At 62.3% G+C, this 17778-nt stretch carries 14 protein-coding genes; 9 read left to right on the forward strand and 5 right to left on the reverse strand.

Annotation, left to right across the window (positions count from 1 at the left end):
• Positions 1 to 73: 73 nt before the first annotated feature.
• From CVS27_RS07120 to CVS27_RS07130, 3 genes are read left to right on the forward strand one after another with little or no spacing between them, the layout of a single operon-like run.
• Complete coding sequence (locus tag CVS27_RS07120; protein ID WP_165788269.1) at positions 74 to 2098, forward strand: beta-galactosidase; 2025 nt, start codon at positions 74 to 76, stop codon at positions 2096 to 2098.
• Positions 2095 to 4308, forward strand: coding sequence for an alpha-xylosidase (gene yicI / locus CVS27_RS07125; RefSeq protein ID WP_103465035.1), 2214 nt, complete (start codon positions 2095 to 2097; stop codon positions 4306 to 4308). The genes CVS27_RS07120 and yicI overlap by 4 nt, the downstream gene beginning before the upstream one ends.
• Complete coding sequence (locus CVS27_RS07130) at positions 4305 to 5795, forward strand: glycoside hydrolase family 43 protein (protein ID WP_207767462.1); 1491 nt, start codon at positions 4305 to 4307, stop codon at positions 5793 to 5795. Before yicI ends, CVS27_RS07130 begins: the two co-directional genes overlap by 4 nt.
• On the opposite strand, the gene CVS27_RS07135 is transcribed toward CVS27_RS07130, so the two are convergent.
• The 3 genes from CVS27_RS07135 to secA2 all read right to left on the reverse strand — a co-directional run bounded on the left by CVS27_RS07135 (position 5777) and on the right by secA2 (position 11414).
• On the reverse strand, positions 5777 to 8230 hold the full coding sequence (locus CVS27_RS07135) for a glycosyl hydrolase family 95 catalytic domain-containing protein (RefSeq protein WP_103465036.1): 2454 nt from the start codon (positions 8228 to 8230) through the stop codon (positions 5777 to 5779). The genes CVS27_RS07130 and CVS27_RS07135 overlap by 19 nt on opposite strands.
• A 112-nt stretch (positions 8231 to 8342) precedes the next feature.
• Positions 8343 to 8906 carry a dihydrofolate reductase family protein gene (locus tag CVS27_RS07140; protein ID WP_103465037.1) on the reverse strand — a complete coding sequence of 188 codons (564 nt, stop codon included), beginning with the start codon at positions 8904 to 8906 and terminating at the stop codon, positions 8343 to 8345.
• A gap of 69 nt (positions 8907 to 8975) precedes the next feature.
• Positions 8976 to 11414 carry an accessory Sec system translocase SecA2 gene (gene secA2 / locus CVS27_RS07145; protein WP_165788270.1) on the reverse strand — a complete coding sequence of 813 codons (2439 nt, stop codon included), beginning with the start codon at positions 11412 to 11414 and terminating at the stop codon, positions 8976 to 8978.
• Between the two features lie 248 nt (positions 11415 to 11662).
• Here secA2 and CVS27_RS07150 point away from each other — a divergent pair, with 248 nt between their 5' ends.
• On the forward strand, positions 11663 to 12187 hold the full coding sequence (locus CVS27_RS07150; RefSeq protein WP_165788271.1) for a GtrA family protein: 525 nt from the start codon (positions 11663 to 11665) through the stop codon (positions 12185 to 12187).
• 15 nt (positions 12188 to 12202) lie between these two features.
• On the opposite strand, the gene CVS27_RS07155 is transcribed toward CVS27_RS07150, so the two are convergent.
• Positions 12203 to 12886 carry a tyrosine-protein phosphatase gene (locus CVS27_RS07155; RefSeq protein ID WP_243400082.1) on the reverse strand — a complete coding sequence of 228 codons (684 nt, stop codon included), beginning with the start codon at positions 12884 to 12886 and terminating at the stop codon, positions 12203 to 12205.
• Positions 12883 to 13491 carry a GNAT family N-acetyltransferase gene (locus CVS27_RS07160; RefSeq protein WP_103465040.1) on the reverse strand — a complete coding sequence of 203 codons (609 nt, stop codon included), beginning with the start codon at positions 13489 to 13491 and terminating at the stop codon, positions 12883 to 12885. The genes CVS27_RS07155 and CVS27_RS07160 overlap by 4 nt, the downstream gene beginning before the upstream one ends.
• A 183-nt stretch (positions 13492 to 13674) precedes the next feature.
• Between CVS27_RS07160 and CVS27_RS07165 the strand changes: the two genes are divergently transcribed.
• The 5 genes from CVS27_RS07165 to CVS27_RS07185 all read left to right on the forward strand — a co-directional run bounded on the left by CVS27_RS07165 (position 13675) and on the right by CVS27_RS07185 (position 17778).
• Positions 13675 to 14109 carry a DoxX family protein gene (locus CVS27_RS07165; protein WP_103465041.1) on the forward strand — a complete coding sequence of 145 codons (435 nt, stop codon included), beginning with the start codon at positions 13675 to 13677 and terminating at the stop codon, positions 14107 to 14109.
• A 42-nt stretch (positions 14110 to 14151) separates the two neighbouring features.
• Positions 14152 to 14586, forward strand: a complete 435-nt coding sequence (locus CVS27_RS07170) for a VOC family protein (RefSeq protein WP_103465042.1) — start codon at positions 14152 to 14154, stop codon at positions 14584 to 14586.
• A 66-nt stretch (positions 14587 to 14652) separates the two neighbouring features.
• Positions 14653 to 15609: a 1,4-dihydroxy-2-naphthoyl-CoA synthase gene (locus CVS27_RS07175; RefSeq protein WP_103465043.1), complete on the forward strand. Its 957-nt coding sequence runs from the start codon at positions 14653 to 14655 to the stop codon at positions 15607 to 15609.
• 21 nt (positions 15610 to 15630) lie between these two features.
• Entirely contained in the window at positions 15631 to 16803 is a 1173-nt protein-coding gene (locus tag CVS27_RS07180; RefSeq protein ID WP_103465044.1) for an AMP-binding protein, read from the forward strand.
• 96 nt (positions 16804 to 16899) lie between these two features.
• A complete protein-coding gene (locus tag CVS27_RS07185; protein ID WP_103465045.1) occupies positions 16900 to 17778 on the forward strand; it encodes a 1,4-dihydroxy-2-naphthoate polyprenyltransferase in 879 nt (292 codons plus the stop codon).

The raw sequence follows: 17778 nt of genomic DNA on the forward strand, positions 1-17778 counted from the left end.
AAACATGCAAAGAATTTCGTCGAAATACGCAGCTTCAGTTTCGATTCAGACTACTTATGCCAGAAGGAATTTCATGAACAAGCAACGCCTCGGATTGGCACCGTCAATGCCGAGTGACGGGCTGCTCTTCGGGGCCGACTACAACCCTGAACAGTGGCCCCGGGAAAGTTGGCCGGAGGACATCAGGCTCATGCAGGAAGCCGGGATCAATCTGGTCACAGTCGGTGTGTTCAGCTGGGCGCAGCTGGAACCGGCAGAGGGCCAATGGAATTTTGCTTGGTTAGATGAGGTGTTGGACTTGTTGCATGCTGGCGGCATCAGGGTCAGCCTGGCAACCCCGACGGCATCACCCCCTCCTTGGCTGGGGAAAAAATATCCTCGGACTCTGCCCACGGATGCCCACGGTCACACACTTTGGTACGGCTCACGCAACCAATTCAACCCCTCATCGACTCAATATCGCGCAGCCGCGGCCCGCATCACTGAGCAACTGGCAGCAAGATACTCTGACCACCCGGCCTTGGCCATGTGGCATGTGGGCAATGAACTGGGCCAGATTAGTTACGACGACGAAACAGCGTGCGCATTTCGCCGCTGGCTCATGGACAGGCACACCTCACTGGAACGCGTCAACGCGGCCTGGGGCACCACGTTCTGGTCCCAGCAATATTCAACATGGGAAGAGATCCTGCCACCACGCAGCGCCCCGTATATTGGCAATCCCAGCCAGGAGTTGGATTTCAAACGCTTTACCTCTGACCAACTGATTTCCTTGTACCGGGCAGAGCGGGACATCATCACACGCCATGACACCGTCCATCCCGTCACCACCAACATGATGGGATTCTTTCCGGGCCTGGACTACTTTAAGTTGGCCAAGGAAACGGACTTCGTGGCCAATGACTGGTACACGGATCCAGGCGATCGGCAGTCGTGGCAGCTAGGTTCGCTGACTCACGATCTGTGCCGCGGCCTCGCCGGAGGGACACCCTGGTTGTTGATGGAGTCTGCCACCTCGGCGGTGAACTGGCGCCCCCACAATGTGGCCAAAGACCCCGGAGCCTTGCGAGTCGACGCACTCTCAGCCGTGGCCCGCGGCGCCGACGGCGTGTGCTTCTTCCAGTTTCGGCAATCGGCTTTCGGCGCCGAAAGGTTCCACTCTGCAGTGGTTCCACTGGCCGGAGCCGAGACCCGGGTGTTCCGCGAAGCTGCCGCGTTGGGAGCCGAAATGGCCCAATTGGGGGCACTGGCCGGCACCACCAGCCAGGCAAAGATCGCGATCTTGTTCGACTGGTCCAGTTGGTGGGCGGCGGAGTCCGCAGCCCGCCCCTCGTCGCGGCTCAAAGTCATGGACCAGCTACTGGCCTACTACCAGCCGTTGCTGCGGCATGGCTTGTCCGTGGAAGTTGTGCATCCTGACTCGGCGTTGAAACGCTTTGACCTAGTGCTGCTGCCCAACCTGTTCATTGTGGGACAGGAACAAGCCACTGCGTTAGAGCACTATGTCGCGGACGGCGGGCACATCCTGGTGGGTCCTTTCAGCGCCGTAGCCGATGAGGAGGCCAAGCTGGCTACGGGCCGCTTCCCCAAGATCCTGTCCAACGTTTTGGGTGTTTCTGGCGAAGAGTGGCTGCCCTTGGCAGAGCCCGTCCCCCTAGTTTTTACCAGTCCTGACGCGGATGCGGGCGTCCAAGACACCCACGCAACCCTGTGGTCTGAGGATCTGGAAGTCCACGGTGCCCACACGCGGACTCTGGCCTGCTTTGCTGGGGGTCGTTTGGCGGGGCAAGCAGCCGTGACGGCAAATCCGTGGGGTGCCGGGGAGGCTTGGTACGTCGGGGCAGATCTTCCCGCCCCAGCCTTGGCATCACTGGTCATCTCCGCCGTTACCGCGGCTGGTATTGAAATTCCGGTGCCGCAGGGGCTGCCCGACGACGTCGAAGCCGTAGAGCGCGCAGGCAAACTCTTCCTACTCAACCACGGTCCCGCCACCTGCTCCGTGGACATGCCCGGCAACCACGGCACCACGGCCAGCATCACCCTTCCCCCGTACGGGGCCACTGTACTTTCACAAAAAACGAATCGAGTATTTTCATGAAATTCACCGACGGCTACTGGATGCACCGCCCAGGAATCACCGCACTCAACCCCCAGGACGTTTCAGATGTTGTCGCCGAAGGCAGCAAGCTTTCGGTGTACGCCCCCACCCAGCCCATCAATGCCCGTGGCGACGCACTCAACTGCCCGCAGCTGACCATCACCTTTGATTCGCCATTGCCGGACGTCATCTCCGTAACCATTGAACATTTTCAAGGCGCCTTGGATCTGGGCCCGCATTTCGAGGTGGCGGAGACCAACCCGGAGGTCAACATAGCGATCGGCGAGACGGAGACGGTGTACACCTCGGGCGCCTTGAGTGCACGAATCAAGACCGACGGCGCCTGGGGCGTTGACTTCATGGCCGGCGGCCACGTGCTCACCAGCTCCGTACCCCGCAGCATCGGCCTCATCAGCGATGCCGCAGGCAAGAACTTCGTGCACGAACAGCTCACGCTCGGCGTTGGAACCAATGTGTACGGCTTAGGCGAACGGTTCGGCGCCTTCGTCAAGAACGGCCAGTCAGTTGACATCTGGAATGAGGACGGCGGCACCTCCAGCGACCTCGCCTATAAGAATGTGCCCTTTTACCTGACAAATAGCGGTTACGGGATCTTCGTCAACCATCCGGAACAGGTGTCCTTTGAGGTGGGCTCGGAAGTTGTTTCCCGCACACAGTTCAGTGTTGAAGGCCAGAAGCTGCAGTATTTTGTCATTCATGGGGACACCCCGAAGGATATTTTGGCCCGCTACACGGAACTGACGGGACGCCCGTCCCGGATTCCGGCCTGGTCCTACGGGCTGTGGCTCTCCACCTCGTTCACCACCAACTACAACGAAGAAACTGTCATGGGATTCATTGACGGCATGGAGCAGCGCGGCCTGCCGTTGTCAGTTTTCCACTTTGACTGCCACTGGATGCGTGCTTTCCACTGGTCAGATTTCATCTGGGACCCCGCCACGTTCCCGGACCCTGAGGGCATGTTGGCACGTTTGCACGACCGCGGCCTGAAGGTTTGCGTCTGGATCAACCCCTACATCGCCCAACGCTCCTACCTGTTCAAGGAAGGCATGGAGCTGGGGTACCTGGTAAAAAAGGAGGATGGCTCCCTCTGGCAGTGGGACATGTGGCAGGCGGGCATGACACTGGTGGACTTCACCAACCCGGAAGCCACCCGCTGGTACCAGGACAAGTTGCGCACCCTGCTGGGCCAGGGCGTGGATTCCTTCAAAACAGACTTTGGCGAACGGATTCCCACCAACGTCCGCTGGCACGACGGTTCCAGCCCCGAACGCATGCACAACTACTACGCGCAGCTCTACAACCAGGTGGTCTTTGACCTGCTGACCAAAGAGCTGGGCGCTGGTGAGGCAGTCCTCTTTGCCCGCTCCGCCACTGCCGGCGGGCAAAAGCTGCCCGTCCACTGGGGCGGAGACTGCGAATCGACGTTCGCCGCAATGTCCGAGTCATTGCGTGGCGGATTGTCACTGGCATCCTCGGGTTTTGGGTTTTGGAGCCACGATATCGGCGGCTTCGAGGGAACTCCGGACCCGGATATCTTCAAGCGCTGGATTGCCTTTGGTCTGTTGTCCTCACATTCACGCCTGCACGGTTCCAACTCTTACCGGGTCCCGTGGCTGGTGGACGATGAGTCCAGTGAGGTTCTCAAACACTTCACCGAACTTAAGATGCGCCTGATGCCCTATCTGCTGGCCAGTGCCGAGGAGGCGTATGCCTCAGGGACGCCCATGATGCGCCCCATGTTCCTTGAATTTCCGCAGGACCCGGGCTGTGCTGGCCTGGATCGCCAATACATGCTGGGCCCGGATTTGCTGGTTGCCCCGGTCATGGACGCCAGCGGTACTGTTCAGTTCTACCTGCCCGAGGGAACCTGGACTCATCTTGAAACCGGTGAGCAGATCAGCGGACCGGGCTGGCACACCAAGACCTTCTCGGTATTCCAAGCCGCCACCTATGTCCGGCAGGGTGCTGTAATCCCGCTGGGAACCGTCTGCGACAGGCCAGAATATGATTGGTCAAGGGAGGTTGAGTTCGTAGCTTTTGCCCCCACCGAGGGCCAACAGTCGATCGTTCGAATTCCCCAGCAGGGCGGCGGCAGCGCCGTCTTTGACGTCACCGTGACGAACCTGAGCAGCAGCGGAAGCCACGTCGCCACCGTCGAACGCGTCGATAACGCCGGGATCAAATGAGCATCGACCAGAGCATCATTACTGAGCGGATGCTCTCAGCAGCGGAGCACCCGGTCATCCGGGGATTCCATCCCGACCCTTCGATTTGCCGCGTCGGCGACGACTACTACCTGGTCAATTCGTCCTTCGAGTATTCACCGGGCGTGCCGTTGTGGCGCAGCTCCGACCTGGTGAACTGGACGCAGATCGGGAACATCCTGGACCGCGCCGACCAATTTTCGGCCGGAGCCGCAGGGTCCAACGGTGGAATTTACGCCCCCACGATCCGCCATCACGACGGTCGGTTCTGGATGATCACCACCAACGTCTCGGGAGAGCCCGGGCAACTTTTGGTCTCCGCAACCAACCCGCAGGGGCCATGGTCCGCCGCTGTCATCATCCCCGGATTGAACGGCATAGATCCAGATCTGGCCTGGGGCGATGACGGCACCTGCTACGTGACCTTCTGTTCCAATGATCCCGAAACCTCAGGCATCGCCCAGGTGCGGGTCGACCTCGAACACGGGATTGCGTTGGAGGCTCCGCGGCGCCTGTGGCAGGGCACCGGCTTGGCATATCCGGAGGGGCCGCACCTGTTCCGGAGGGGCGAATGGTGGTACCTGCTGATCTCCGAGGGCGGGACTGAACGGGGGCATGCCATCACCATGGCTCGCTCGCGTTCACCGCAGGGCCCCTTCGAATCGGCGCCCAACAACCCGCTGTTCTCCCGCCGCAGCACCACATTCCCCACCCAGAATACGGGGCACGCGGATTTCATCGAGTGCGCCGACGGATCATGGGCCATGGTCTACCTCGGTGTCCGCCCGCGCGGCGGCACTCCGCTGTTCCACGTCAATGGACGCGAGACCTTCGTGGCCAAAATAGAGTGGGATCGCAGTGGCTGGCCCACCATTGTGCCCGATGGATTCGCTGTGCCTGCCCCGCACGGCTTTACCGATGATTTCACCGGCCCCGGGCTTGCCCCGCGCTGGATCTCACCTGGTGCCGGGTTCTCGGACTTTCTCAGCTTCCATCCCGAGGGCGGGGTTGCACTTCGAGCAGCGGCAGCCATTAACGAAGCACCGGCCCTGCTTTCCGTGCGGGCTCAGGACGAACGGTGGCGATTCACGGCCGTGTTGGAGCTGCCGACGGCGGCCGGCCTGCGAGTGCGCATGGACGAGAGGCACTGGTACGAGATCCGGGTTGTGGACGGTGTTGCCCAGGTGCAGGCGCAGATCGGCCCGGTGCACAACGTCGTCGTGGACCAGCAGCAGCTTTCCGGATCGAGTGTGGAGTTGATGGTTGAGGCAGCGGATCCAACCTCAAACGGACCGGACGACCTCCGTTTCTCCGTTGCCGATGCCACCGGAACACGTGAGCTCGGCCGCTTGGACGGGCGTTACCTCTCTACCGAGGTGGCCGGCGGCTTTACTGGCCGCACCATCGGGGTACATGCCCTCGACGGTGTGGCGCGGCTGCTCCGGGTCAGCTACGAACCGTTGGAGTAAGGCGCGTCTAAAAAGTCCGCCGGGCCCAGCGCCGTCCAGTCCTTTTCACTGACATGCACGACGGCGCTGCGTCCGCCCCAGCGCAGCGTCACCGCCCCTGCGGTCTGCTGTGTGCGGGCGCGCAGCCGGGCTGAGCGCAAAGCCGGCGTTCCAGTGGGTGAATGCCAGGCCAGGTCCAGTTCGAGTCCGGGGCGCACCACCAGCCCGCGGGCAGTTCCGTCCGGCCACACCGTCGGCATGGCCGGAAGTAGATCAATACTGCCGCCATGGCTTTGGACCAGGCACTCAAGAACTGCTGCCACAAAGCCAAAGTTGCCGTCGATCTGGAAGGGCGGGTGGGCGGCGAACATGTTCGGGTACAGGCCACCAGCATGGGGGTTGTGCTGCTCGCCAGCGGTCCTGAACATCAAAACCAAGAGTCGCTCGACAGCTTCGGTGTCCCTGAGCCGGGCGCGCAGGGCCAGCTTCCAGGCCAGCGACCACCCGGTGGAATCATCGCCCCGGGCGTCGAGGGTCCGCGCCACGGCATGGGCCAGCGTGGGGGTCAGCTCGGTCTCGCCGGGGTAGGCAAAGTACAGGTGCGAGACGTGCCTGTGGGTTGGTTCCGGCTGACCGAAGGGCTGGGCCCATTCCTGGACGGTGCCGTCCGCCGCCAACACAATGGCGGGCAGGCGCTCCAAGGCATCCCGGATGTCAGCTACGAGGGGCTCCCCCGCCGGTGCCAACTCGAGTGCCGCCCGCAAGAGCCTGCCGATGATGGTGATGTCCGCCGTCGAGCTGTGGCTTGCGCCCGCCATGACGCCGTCCGCTGTCAGGAAGTGGTTTTCCGGGGAGGTGGACGGGCATGTGCCCAGCGTGCCATCCAGCTGTGGGACCAGCCAGCCTAGGGCGAATTCGCTGGCACCCTTGATGACCGGCCAGGCCCGTTCGGCAGCGAATTCGCTGCCGCCGCCGTGGCGGACGTGTTCCCACAGATGCGTTGCCAGCCAGGCACCGCCCATGGGCCAGAACGACCATGCGGCGTCGCCAGCAACAGGTGAGGTGAAGGCCCAGGCGTCACTGTTGTGGTGGGCCACCCAGCCGTCGAGCCCGTAGACGGTGCTTGCCGTGTGCCGTCCTGCAACAGACAAGGCGTCCAAGAGGTCAAAGAGCGGTTCATGGCATGGTGCGAGGTTTGCCCCCTCGGCCGCCCAATAGTTCATCTGGGTGTTGATGTTGATGGTGTAGTTGGAGCTCCATGGCGGCTGCATGGATTCGTTCCAGATCCCTTGCAGATTGCCGGCAAGGGTGCCCGGGCGGGAACTGCTGATCAGCAGGTATCTGCCGTAGTTAAAAAGCAGGGCGGCGAGCGCCGGGTCGGAGGGGCTCTGGCGCAGGCGCAGGTTCAGTGGGTGTTCCGGATCTCCGGCGGGCTGGCCGAGAACCAGCTCCGCTCTGTCATAGAGCTCCCTGTGCGCGCCAATATGGGCGTCCAAAAGCTCATTGGAGGCACGTGCCGAGGCTGATTGGACACGCGCCGTTGCCAGCTTCAGGGGCGCGGCCTGATCGGTGTTCAGTGCCTGCGCCGATCCCACGAAGGTAGTTCCGGTGGAAAGGACGATGCGCAAACGGGAGACGCCGGCGGCAGCCAACACTCCGCCGTCGTGCGTGCCGTAATCCTGGTCAAGGTCCGTGCCGTCATGCTGCCAGTGCGCCACGACGGCGCCGCGCAACGATTCCCGGCCGGGCTGGTCGTATTGCACACCGGTGGGCGGGTTGGCGTGGGAGGGAGCCACGTCCGTGGGCAGCCGAAGCTGCAGGCCCAGGGATCCGGGCTGCACTGTTGATTTTTCCACCCGCAGGGGGCTGGACAGCGCGGCGGTAACCCTGGGCAGGCGGCCGCCGGCGACCCGGAGCTCCAGCACCAGTACCTGGTGAGCGGCCGACACATACACCTGCTCGGTGATGGTTCGACCGGCCACGGTGTAGCTGTGTTCATGCACTGCGCTGCGCAAATCCAGGGCGCGGCGGTAGTGCAGCGGCGTTTCAAGGCTCGCCGGGTCGCCGAAATCCAGGTCCAGCAGCAGCTCGGCAAAGGGCAGGTAGCTTTGCGTGTGGGCCGTGGTCAGCGTGGCCAATTCCAGCTCCGCGGCGGCGTGCTCCCCGGCGTCGAGGGCTTCCCGGGCCCGGGCAACAACGCCCGGCCCATCAACCAGCGTGGGCCCGTTCGCGGCTTCGCTGCCGGGAGAACCAGACCAGGCAGTGGCGTCATTGAGCTGGATCCGGGCCTGCCGGGTGCCGCCGTAACACATGGCCCCGAGCTGCCCGTTGCCCAACGGTAGGGCTCGGGTAAATTCCTGTGCTGGCGTATCGAACCACAGGGTGTGGGCGTCCGATGTTCTACTGGCCGAGGTCAGATCCGTCAGCAGTTCACCGGCCGGGCAGGGTTGTGTCATGGTTGCTCTCTGGCGAAGGGATTGGCGAACGTGACAGGGCCGCGTTCACAGTCCATGCTTCCAGAAACGCCAGCCCCTCAGTATTTTGTGACGCGCAAAAGCGGCTGGATTCTCAATCAACTTTCACGCCGTAGTGGAGATGGACGACGCCGTTGCCGAACCTGCGCTGTTCCAGCAGTTCCAGCGAGGTACTGGCACCGTCGGGCAGCGCCCGCTTGCCGCCGCCCACCATGACCGGCGACATCAGCAAGTGAATCTCATCCACCAATCCAGCCTTGAGTGCCTGTCCGGCCAGTTCGGCGCCGCCCACGGAGAGATCCGTTGTGGCTTCCGCTTTCAACCTGCGGATGGAATCCGGGTCAAAGGTGGGCTCTATTCGCGTGTTTGCTGCGCCGGGTTCGCTCAAGGTTGTTGAGTAGATGATCTTCTGGGCCTGATGCCAAATGGCGGCGTAGTCCTCCATTTCCTTGGGCAGGCCGTCCTGTCCGTAGAAGGTGTCCCACACCTTCATGACGTCGTAGAGGCGCCTGCCCAGCAGGTATGTGCCAATGGGGCGCTCAAGGTCATTGACGAAAGCGTGAACCTCCGCGTCGGGCGTGCTCCAGTCAAAATTGCCGGCAGTATCTGCAATGTAGCCGTCCAGTGACGTGATGGCGGCGTAGATGAGCTTGCCCACGGATATAGCCTCCTACGAGTCGTTGAGCTGTCCTTTCCCAGTATTCGCTCCCCCTCTTGGTGAGGGAAGCTATTTGCCCATTTTCTTCAGCAGCCATTTCACAATTTGGTCCGTCTGGCTGCCAAAGGGGTTTTCATCAACAACATAGGTCCAAGTGGTGGAGCCCCTGCGGATGCCCGCAGCCTCCAGGTCTACACTGCCGTCCACTATCTCCAGCGCCCCCACCGCGGCCAGGGCAGTGTCATTAACGGCGTCGAAGAAACCCTCGAAGGCCCTGATGGTCTCGCGCCGGAATTCATCCAAGGGGTTTTGCCGCCCCAGTGCCCGCAGGTGGATGGCCGCGCGCTGTTCCGAAAGCAGCGCCAAGTGATCGCTCCAGGCCGCGTCTAGCTCGAAGAGCATGATGGCCTTGCAGATTTTGGCCGTCTCTTCCCCGCCCAAGGCGATGCGAAGATCGAGCAACCGAGCGGTGCCTTCGCCCGTGGCCTCACCGTCAAGACGGTCTTCAAGGGATTCCAGAAGCTCCAGGGCTGCGGCGTCATCGGCCAGGATCCTGTCGCGCTCGAACAGGACCACCTTGCGCTGGTAGGCAATCAACTCGTTGTATTTCCAGGAGTTTTCCTGTGTGGTGAAGCGTTCCTGCTCGGCCAGGCGCTGGGCCCTGTCCAGGAGTCGAGACACGCCCTCCCTGGTGACCAATCCGGCGTCGTCAGCGTCCTGCGACACGGAATCACTGAGTTCCAAGCCGTGCACCTCCTGCCCGTTGGCGGCAGGGTCCTCCATGCTGGAGAAGACCACACTGGCGCCGGGATCGCCCTGCCGCCCGGCCCGGCCGCGAAGCTGGGCGTCGAGGCGGGGCGAATAAAAGCGGCCCACGATGATGACCAGCAGCCCGCCCAAGGCAACCACCTCGCCGTGATCTTGCTCGTTTGCGCCGGTTCCGCCCAACAGAATGTCGGTGCCGCGCCCCGCCATCTGCGTGGACACCGTGACCATGGCCTTGCGCCCGGCCTGGGCAATGATCTGCGCCTCCACACTGTCATTGCGGGCGTTGAGGATCTGGGCGTCAACCCCGCGCCCTGCCAAGTTGGCCGCGAACCGCTCCGAGGTGGCAACGTCATGGGTGCCGATGAGGACTGGTTGGCCGGCGGCATGGGCCATTGTTGCGGCCTCGATGACAGCGGCATCGCGCTGGGCCGCCGTGGCGTAGATCTGTTCCGGACGGTCATCGCGAATGCATGGCTTGTGGGACCGAATGCGGCCCGCATCCAACTCGTAGTTGTTGCGCAGGTACTCCGAAACCGCCACGGCCGTGCCGCTCATTCCGGTGACACTGGCAAAACTCTTGATCAAATCCCGCACCAGCAGTTGATCGAGGACCTCGCCCCGTTCGGTTTTGTGCAAGCCTTCCTTTGTCTCCACGGCCGCCTGCAGACCGTCCGGCCAGCGCTGCAGATGCGCCACCCGTCCGCGCGAATCGGAAACAATTTCCGCCTTGCCGTCACGCACAATGTAATCAACGTCGCGCTGCAACAGCACCTGAGCATGCAGCGCCACGTTGATGGATGAAAACAGCGGGGTTCCTGCCGCTGAATAAAGCTCGACGTCGGGCCACCGGCCCTCAACGCGGTGCAGGCCGGCATCGGTCAGGGAAACATTGCGTTTGTCTGCTTCAACCGTGTAATCAACCTCGGGCCGCAGGGCACTGACAAAGCTGGCCACGTCAACGCTTTCCAGTTCCGCCCTGGCCGGTCCGGCCAGAACCAGCGGAACTGTGGCTTCATCGACCAACACGGAATCGATCTCATCAACAATGCAGACATCGAACGGTTGCAGGATTGATTGTTCTCGCTCCGTGCACGTCCGTTCCCTCAGCACGTCGAAACCGAGCTCGTTGACGGAGACATAAACAATGCTTGCCCGGTAGGCCGTTTTGCGGGCGGCTGGCTCCATTGCTGATGTCACAGCTTGGGCAGCAAAGCCCAAAAGGCCAAAGAACGGACCCATCCACGCGGCATCGCGCCGGGCCAGATAGTCGTTGACGGTGAGGACATGGGCGCGGTTCCCCCGCACTGCGTGGGCACCGGCTACCAGGGCTCCGACGAGGGTTTTTCCTTCGCCGGTATCCATCTCCACAACAGTTCCACGCAGCATGTTGGCAGCCGCCAGCAGTTGCGTGTCGAAGAGGGTCATACCCAGCGACTCCTGTACCAACACGCGGGCGCAGAACAAGTAGCCTTCCAGCTCCGGGTCGCTCCATTGGGTGGCCTTCTCGGGCGAGGAATCCCGCAAGGTGGCAAGGACTTCGTGCGCCTCTGTGAGGCTGTTCGAGACTGTTTTCCCCTGCGAAGCGGGCTCGTGGGCCCTGTTCACGACCCGGGCCACAAGCTGCTCCAGCCCCGCCGTGTCCACCACTCCCGGGGTGTTGAGCAGCCAGTTCTTGAACCTGCTGCCGAGCTGGGGACGGCTCTTGGCCGCCTGCGGCTTCCCAGATGCTTCCTTTTTCATACGCATTGCCATTTCAACCCATGGTTGTTAGTGATCTTGCTTCTTACTGCCAGCCACTGTGCGAGCTATGGTTCACGTCACAATTCGAACAATAGTGGCCTCATTCCGCACATTCCATAGTTCGGCACTATTTATCAGCTACCGTAAGCATAGATTAGCGCCCAGCGGCGTTCCCCCTCAAAATGTTATCGATAACTTCGGGCGATTCGTCCCACCGGAAAGGCCCTATGCGCATCATCGACAAGATCATGAACTTAGTGGCTTTGCTGTGGCGGGAAGCCCTAAAATTCGGCGCCGTGGGCGGGCTGGGTTGGATCATAGACAACGGAATTTACACGATTCTGTGGCACGGGCCCATGTCTGAGGGCACCATCAAGGCCCGCGTGATTTCCACCATTGTCGCCACCTTGTTCGCCTGGTTTGCCAATCGCTACTGGACGTTTCGCCACCGCCGTTCGGAACGGGTGTGGAAAGAGTTCGCCTTGTTCCTGGTCATGAATGGACTGGGCCTTGGCATCGTGCTGGCCTGCCAAGTCATTTCCCGTTATGTTCTGGGCTTCACCTCCTTCAGCGCCGACTTCATTGCCGGCGGTGTGATCGGCCTAATCCTGGGCACCATCTTCAGGTTCCTGGCATACCGGTACTTCGTTTTTACCGAAGAGCTCAGCGATCTGCCCGTCGCAGCGCGGGGCGCAGTCTCCGCCGGCCCTGCGTCCACGCAGGCGGCAACCACCAGCGCCCGGGCACTGATCAGCGCCGGATCAGGCAACTAGGCGCCCGCCGCAGGCTCAGCGGCTCCGCGCAATAACGGCGTCGAGCTCGGCAACACTCACGCCATGGGCCAGCAGGAACGCACGAACATTCATGCCGCCCACAAATTCCTGCACAGCCTGGCCGCGACCGTGCACCACCTCTGCCAGCTCAGCCTGGTCCAAATGCCGTTCATAGGGATGTTTAACGGGCGCCACCAAATGCCATTCGTTAATGCCGCGCGCCGCCAGCTCGTCCTCCCGCGCCACCCGTTGCGCCTGCCCCAGCAAGGCCAGCAGCATGGTGGCGATCAACCCGGTCCTGTCCCGCCCGGCCGAACAATGAATCACCACAGCACCCTGCGCCGCCGCCAGCTCCTTGAAGACGGCCGCCACCTGGTGCGGAAAGAGGCGCAGAATGTCTGCGTAGAGCCGGGGATGGTTCATGTATGGATGGAAAAGCTCTTGATACGCCGGATCCGCCGGGTCCTCAGTCGGTGAATGCACGACGGCGAACCTCGCCATGGCCACCCCGCTCACCTCCGGGTCGCTTGGCCTGCGCTGGCGCTCCCCGGGGTTCCGAAGATCGATGACCGTGCGGATGCCGTCGTTGTAAAGCTGTTCCCACCCATGCTCGGTGAGCCATTCGCTGCGGCCCATCCGGAAGATGTCACCCGTGAGGCGACGTGCATTGACGGCACCTTCCCACTGCGGCGTACTCAACGTTTCTTGGACAAGCGGTGGTCAAGGCCGCTGCGGACCTGGGGCCACTCGGCAGCCAGAATGGAGAACACCACGGTGTCGCGCAGGGAACCGTCGGGCATGCGGCGATGGGCCCGCAAAACGCCGTCCTGCTTGGCACCCAGCCGGGTAATGGCCTCGCGGGACTGAAAATTCATCCAGTGCGTATTGAATTCAACCGCCACACAGCCAAGCGCTTCAAAGGCATGGGCCAGCAGAAGCCGCTTGCTGTCCGGATTGGTTCCTGAGCCTTGGCTGCTGGCCGCGTTCCAGGTGTAACCGATTTCCAGGCGCGGCAGTTCTGCATTGATATTGCAATACGTGGTCATGCCAATGATTTTTCCGGCTTCCCCCGTGACAGGGTCGTTGAGCCGGGTGGTGAATGGAACCATTGAGCCGATTTCTTGCGCGGCTAACCGCCGTTCAATCTCGGCCTTCATGGCCTCCGGCCGCGGAACCGAGGTGTACCAAAGGTTCCAGAGCTCGCCGTCAGATGCGGCAACCACCAGGCCGTCATGGTGACTCATACTCAGCGGCTCGAGGGTGACGTATTTTCCGCGCAGGGTCACGGGTGCAATTGCAGTCATGGAAAGACCCTAGCGGACTGTCCTGCGGCACCTGAAAGTGCGCCCAATCGCATCATGCTCCCCGGTCAATAGTTGACGCATCAATTAATAACTGGGATGATTTTATTGAAGCTTCAATAAATTGATGCTCGGCGCTTCTTCCTGAAGGCCTTTCCATGACCCCCACGAAACGTTGAGATTCCCATGAATAACCTTGCACTGAACACCGCTGCCCGTACCGTCCTGCGTATTGTGGTGGGCTTCCTGTTCGCCGCCCACGGCTGGCAGAAGTACAACGAATTCACCATCGCCGGCACCCAGGGCGCTTTTGCCCAGATGGGCGTCCCCGCCGCAGATGTAGTCGCTCCCATCATTGCCACCTTGGAATTGGTCGGCGGCATCGCCTTGATTTTGGGCCTCGCCACCCGGCCCGTCGCAGCCCTGTTGACACTGAACATGCTCGGCGCCATCGTCTTGGTCCACGCCTCCGCAGGCGTCTTCGTTGAGGCTGGCGGCTTTGAACTGGTGCTCCTGCTCGGCGCCTCAGCCCTCGCCTTGGCCCTAGTTGGCCCCGGCAAGTTCTCCTTGGACAACGTCCTCTTTGGCCGCAGCAACTCCAAACTGCGCATCCTGGCTTAAATACTGCTGGACGACCACCGCAAGCATGGGCAGACTCGTCTCATGGCGTATTCATTGCAAATAGTTGTTGACTGCCACGATCCGCACGTGCTTGCCGACTGGTGGGCCGAGACCATGGGTTGGCAGGTGGAACCGTCGGATCCGGACTTCATCCGCTCCATGGTGGAAAAGGGATTCGCCACGGCGGAGCAAACCCTCACCCACAAGGGATCACTGGTCTGGGCGATCGGGGCCGCCATCACCGCTGGAGCGGATGCTGGCCCTGATCAACCCAGGATCCTGTTCCAAAGCAGCCACGAGAACAAGGCGGGCAAGAACCGTGTCCATTGGGATGTGCGGCTGGACGGCGAGGATAGGGCCACCGTCAGATCCCGTCTGGAAGCGCGGGGTGCCACGTTCCTCTGGGCAGCGGGTCAGGGACCGCACTCCTGGTTCACCATGGCTGATCCAGAAGGCAACGAATTCTGCATCAGCTAGGACTCGCCCGGCGGCAATGGCCGCCGCCCAGCATCAACACACCGCCTGCCAGCTAAGATCGTTAGGGTGAGCAGCGCGCAGAATCTTCCAGATCAGGTATCCGACATTTTCGACCCCACCCGCTGGCGCGTGGTTGAGGGCTTTGACTTCACCGACATGACATACCACCGCCAGGTGGAACGCAGCGAAGACGGCACCATCACCAGGGACCTGCCCACTGTGCGCATCGCCTTCAACCGCCCCGAAGTACGCAATGCATTCCGCCCGGGTACCGTTGATGAGCTGTACCGTGCCATGGACCACGCCCGCATGACCCCGGATGTGGCCACCGTGCTACTGACCGGCAACGGCCCCTCCCCCAAGGACGGCGGGCATTCCTTCTGCTCCGGCGGTGACCAGCGCATCCGCGGCCGCGACGGCTACAAGTATGCAGACGGCGAAACCAAGGAAACCATTGACCCCGCCCGCGCCGGCCGCCTCCACATCCTGGAAGTCCAGCGACTCATGCGCACCATGCCCAAGGTAGTCATTGCCGTGGTCAACGGCTGGGCTGCCGGTGGCGGACACTCCCTGCACGTGGTCTCAGACTTGACCATCGCCTCCCGCGAGCACGGCAAGTTCAAGCAGACCGACGCCACGGTGGGATCCTTCGACGCCGGCTATGGCTCGGCCCTGCTGGCCCGCCAGATCGGCCAGAAATCAGCCCGCGAAATCTTCTTCCTGGCCCGCGAATACTCCGCCGATGACATGGTCCGCATGGGTGCCGTCAACGAGGCCGTGGACCACGCCCGCTTGGAAGAAGTAGCGCTGGAATACGCCGCCGACATTGCCCGCCAGTCCCCACAGGCCATCCGCATGCTCAAATTTGCCTTCAACCTGGCCGATGACGGCCTGGCCGGCCAGCAGGTCTTCGCCGGCGAAGCCACCCGCCTGGCCTACATGACGGACGAGGCAGTGGAGGGCAAGGAAGCGTTCCTGGAAAAGCGCGACCCCGACTGGTCCTCCTTCCCGTACTACTTCTAATCCCCCTATATATAGGTACTCATGAACATTGAACCCCTGCTCAAGGCACTCTCGGAAGCTCTCGCCGGCGAAAGTCCCGCAGTCCAAATCGCCCCCGACGGCAGCTTCATCCTCATCCCGCAAAACGAGCTGGGACTGCCAGCTGGGAGCGAAACGGAGATTGCCGCCGTCGTGCTTACCTCAGGGAGCACCGGCACACCCAAGCGCACGCTGCTGAGCGTTGACGCGCTGGCGGCGTCGTCGGTGGGCACGGCGCTGGCGCTGCGCGGTGAGGGCCAGTGGCTGCTGGCACTGCCCACGAACTATGTGGCGGGCCTGCAGGTTTTGGTGCGCAGCTTGTTCGCCGGGACCCGCCCGTGGGCCATGGACCTGAGCGGCGGATTCACCCCCGAGGCGTTCACCGAGGCGGCGCTGGAGCTCACCGACAGGATGCGCTTCACCTCGCTGGTGCCCACCCAGCTCAGCCGCCTGCTGAACAATCCGAGCGCCGAGACGCTCACGGTGCTGCGCCGTTTCAACGCGATCCTGCTGGGCGGCGGCCCCATCAACCCCGTGCTGCTCCAGGCCGCGCGCGGTGCCGGCCTGAACGTGGTCACCACCTACGGAATGAGCGAAACGTGCGGCGGCTGCGTGTACGACGGCGTCCCGCTCGACGGCGTGCAGCTCACCATCCGCGATGGCTTGGTGGTGCTGGGCGGAGACGTGGTTGCCTCCGGCTATCTGGACAACGCCTCCCTCACCGCGGCATCCTTCTTCGAGGAAGAGCACGACGGCGAACTGGTGCGTTGGTATTCCACCGGGGACTTGGGCGAACTGGACGCTGAGGGACGGTTGCGCGTACTGGGCCGCGTGGATGATGTGATCATCAGCGGCGGCCTGAAGGTTTCTGCAAGCACAGTCACTGACGGGCTGCACAAGGTGCAAGGTGTTCGGGAAGCATTTGTGGCCCCTATTCCTTCGGCGGAATGGGGCCAGGCAGTGGCGGCCATGGTGGTTGGCTCGTGCTCGTTGGCTGAGTTGTTGGACGGGGCAGCGGCAGTCATGGAATCCCATGTGGTCCCCAAGACTGTGGTGTTTGTCTCCGAGCTGCCGCTGCTGGCCACGGGAAAGCCCGACAGAACGGCGATTCTGGCCGCACTTGCGGACGCTGCGCTGGCGCCGAATGCGGAAAATGGGACAACTGCCCGAGCATAATTGCCGCCCACGCGGCAGAATTAGCTAGGCAGGCCCGCCGTCCGGGTCCGCCCAACGATTTTTTCACTTTTCTTTAAGCATCTAAGGAGTAACGCCGTGGCCACTGTGGGGCAATGGATAGCTGGGGCTCGATTGCGGACTCTTCCCATGGCAATAGCTCCCGTAATCATCGGTACAGCCGCAGCCTTCGACATGGGCGCCCTGCACTGGGGGCGGGCTGTGTTGGCAGCCTTGGTGGCGTTGTTGCTGCAAATTGGCGTGAACTACGCCAATGACTACTCCGATGGCATTCGTGGCACCGATGAAGTCCGGGTTGGCCCGCTGCGTCTGGTGGGCAGTGGCGTGGCGAAGCCCGCCCACGTAAAAATGGCGGCCTTCGGTGCCCTGGGCTTGGCCATGCTGGCCGGGCTGGCACTGGTGGTCATGTCCCAAGCATGGTGGCTGCTGCTGGTGGGCGCCGGCGCGGTTCTGGCCGCGTGGGGCTACACGGGCGGCAAAAACCCCTATGGATACATGGGTTTGGGCGACATCTTCGTGTTTGTCTTCTTCGGGCCGGTGGCCACCTTGGGCACCACCTTCACCCAGGCCGGGGCGGTGAGCACGGCGGCAGTGTTGGGTTCCATCTCAACGGGGCTGATCGCCGTCGCACTTCTCATGGCCAACAACGTCCGAGACATCCCCACGGACACGGAAGTTGGCAAGCGCACTCTCGCGGTGCGGCTGGGCGACAGGAATGCCCGGCTCAGCTATGTGGCGATGCTGGCACTTTCAGTGGTCCTGATGCTGTTCCTGGCTCCGGCGAAGCCGTGGATTTTGCTGGTCCTGCTGCTGATCCCGTTCATGCTGATGCCCAGCTGGCTCATGCTCAAGGGCAAGAAGCGCAAGAGCCTCATCCCGGTGCTGCAACAGACGGGGTTGATCAACCTTGGCTTCAGCGTACTTTTCGCTGCGGCCATGGTGCTCAGCGCGCTCTAA

Origin of the sequence: Arthrobacter glacialis (assembly GCF_002909445.1) — a bacterium.
Taxonomy (GTDB): domain Bacteria; phylum Actinomycetota; class Actinomycetes; order Actinomycetales; family Micrococcaceae; genus Specibacter; species Specibacter glacialis.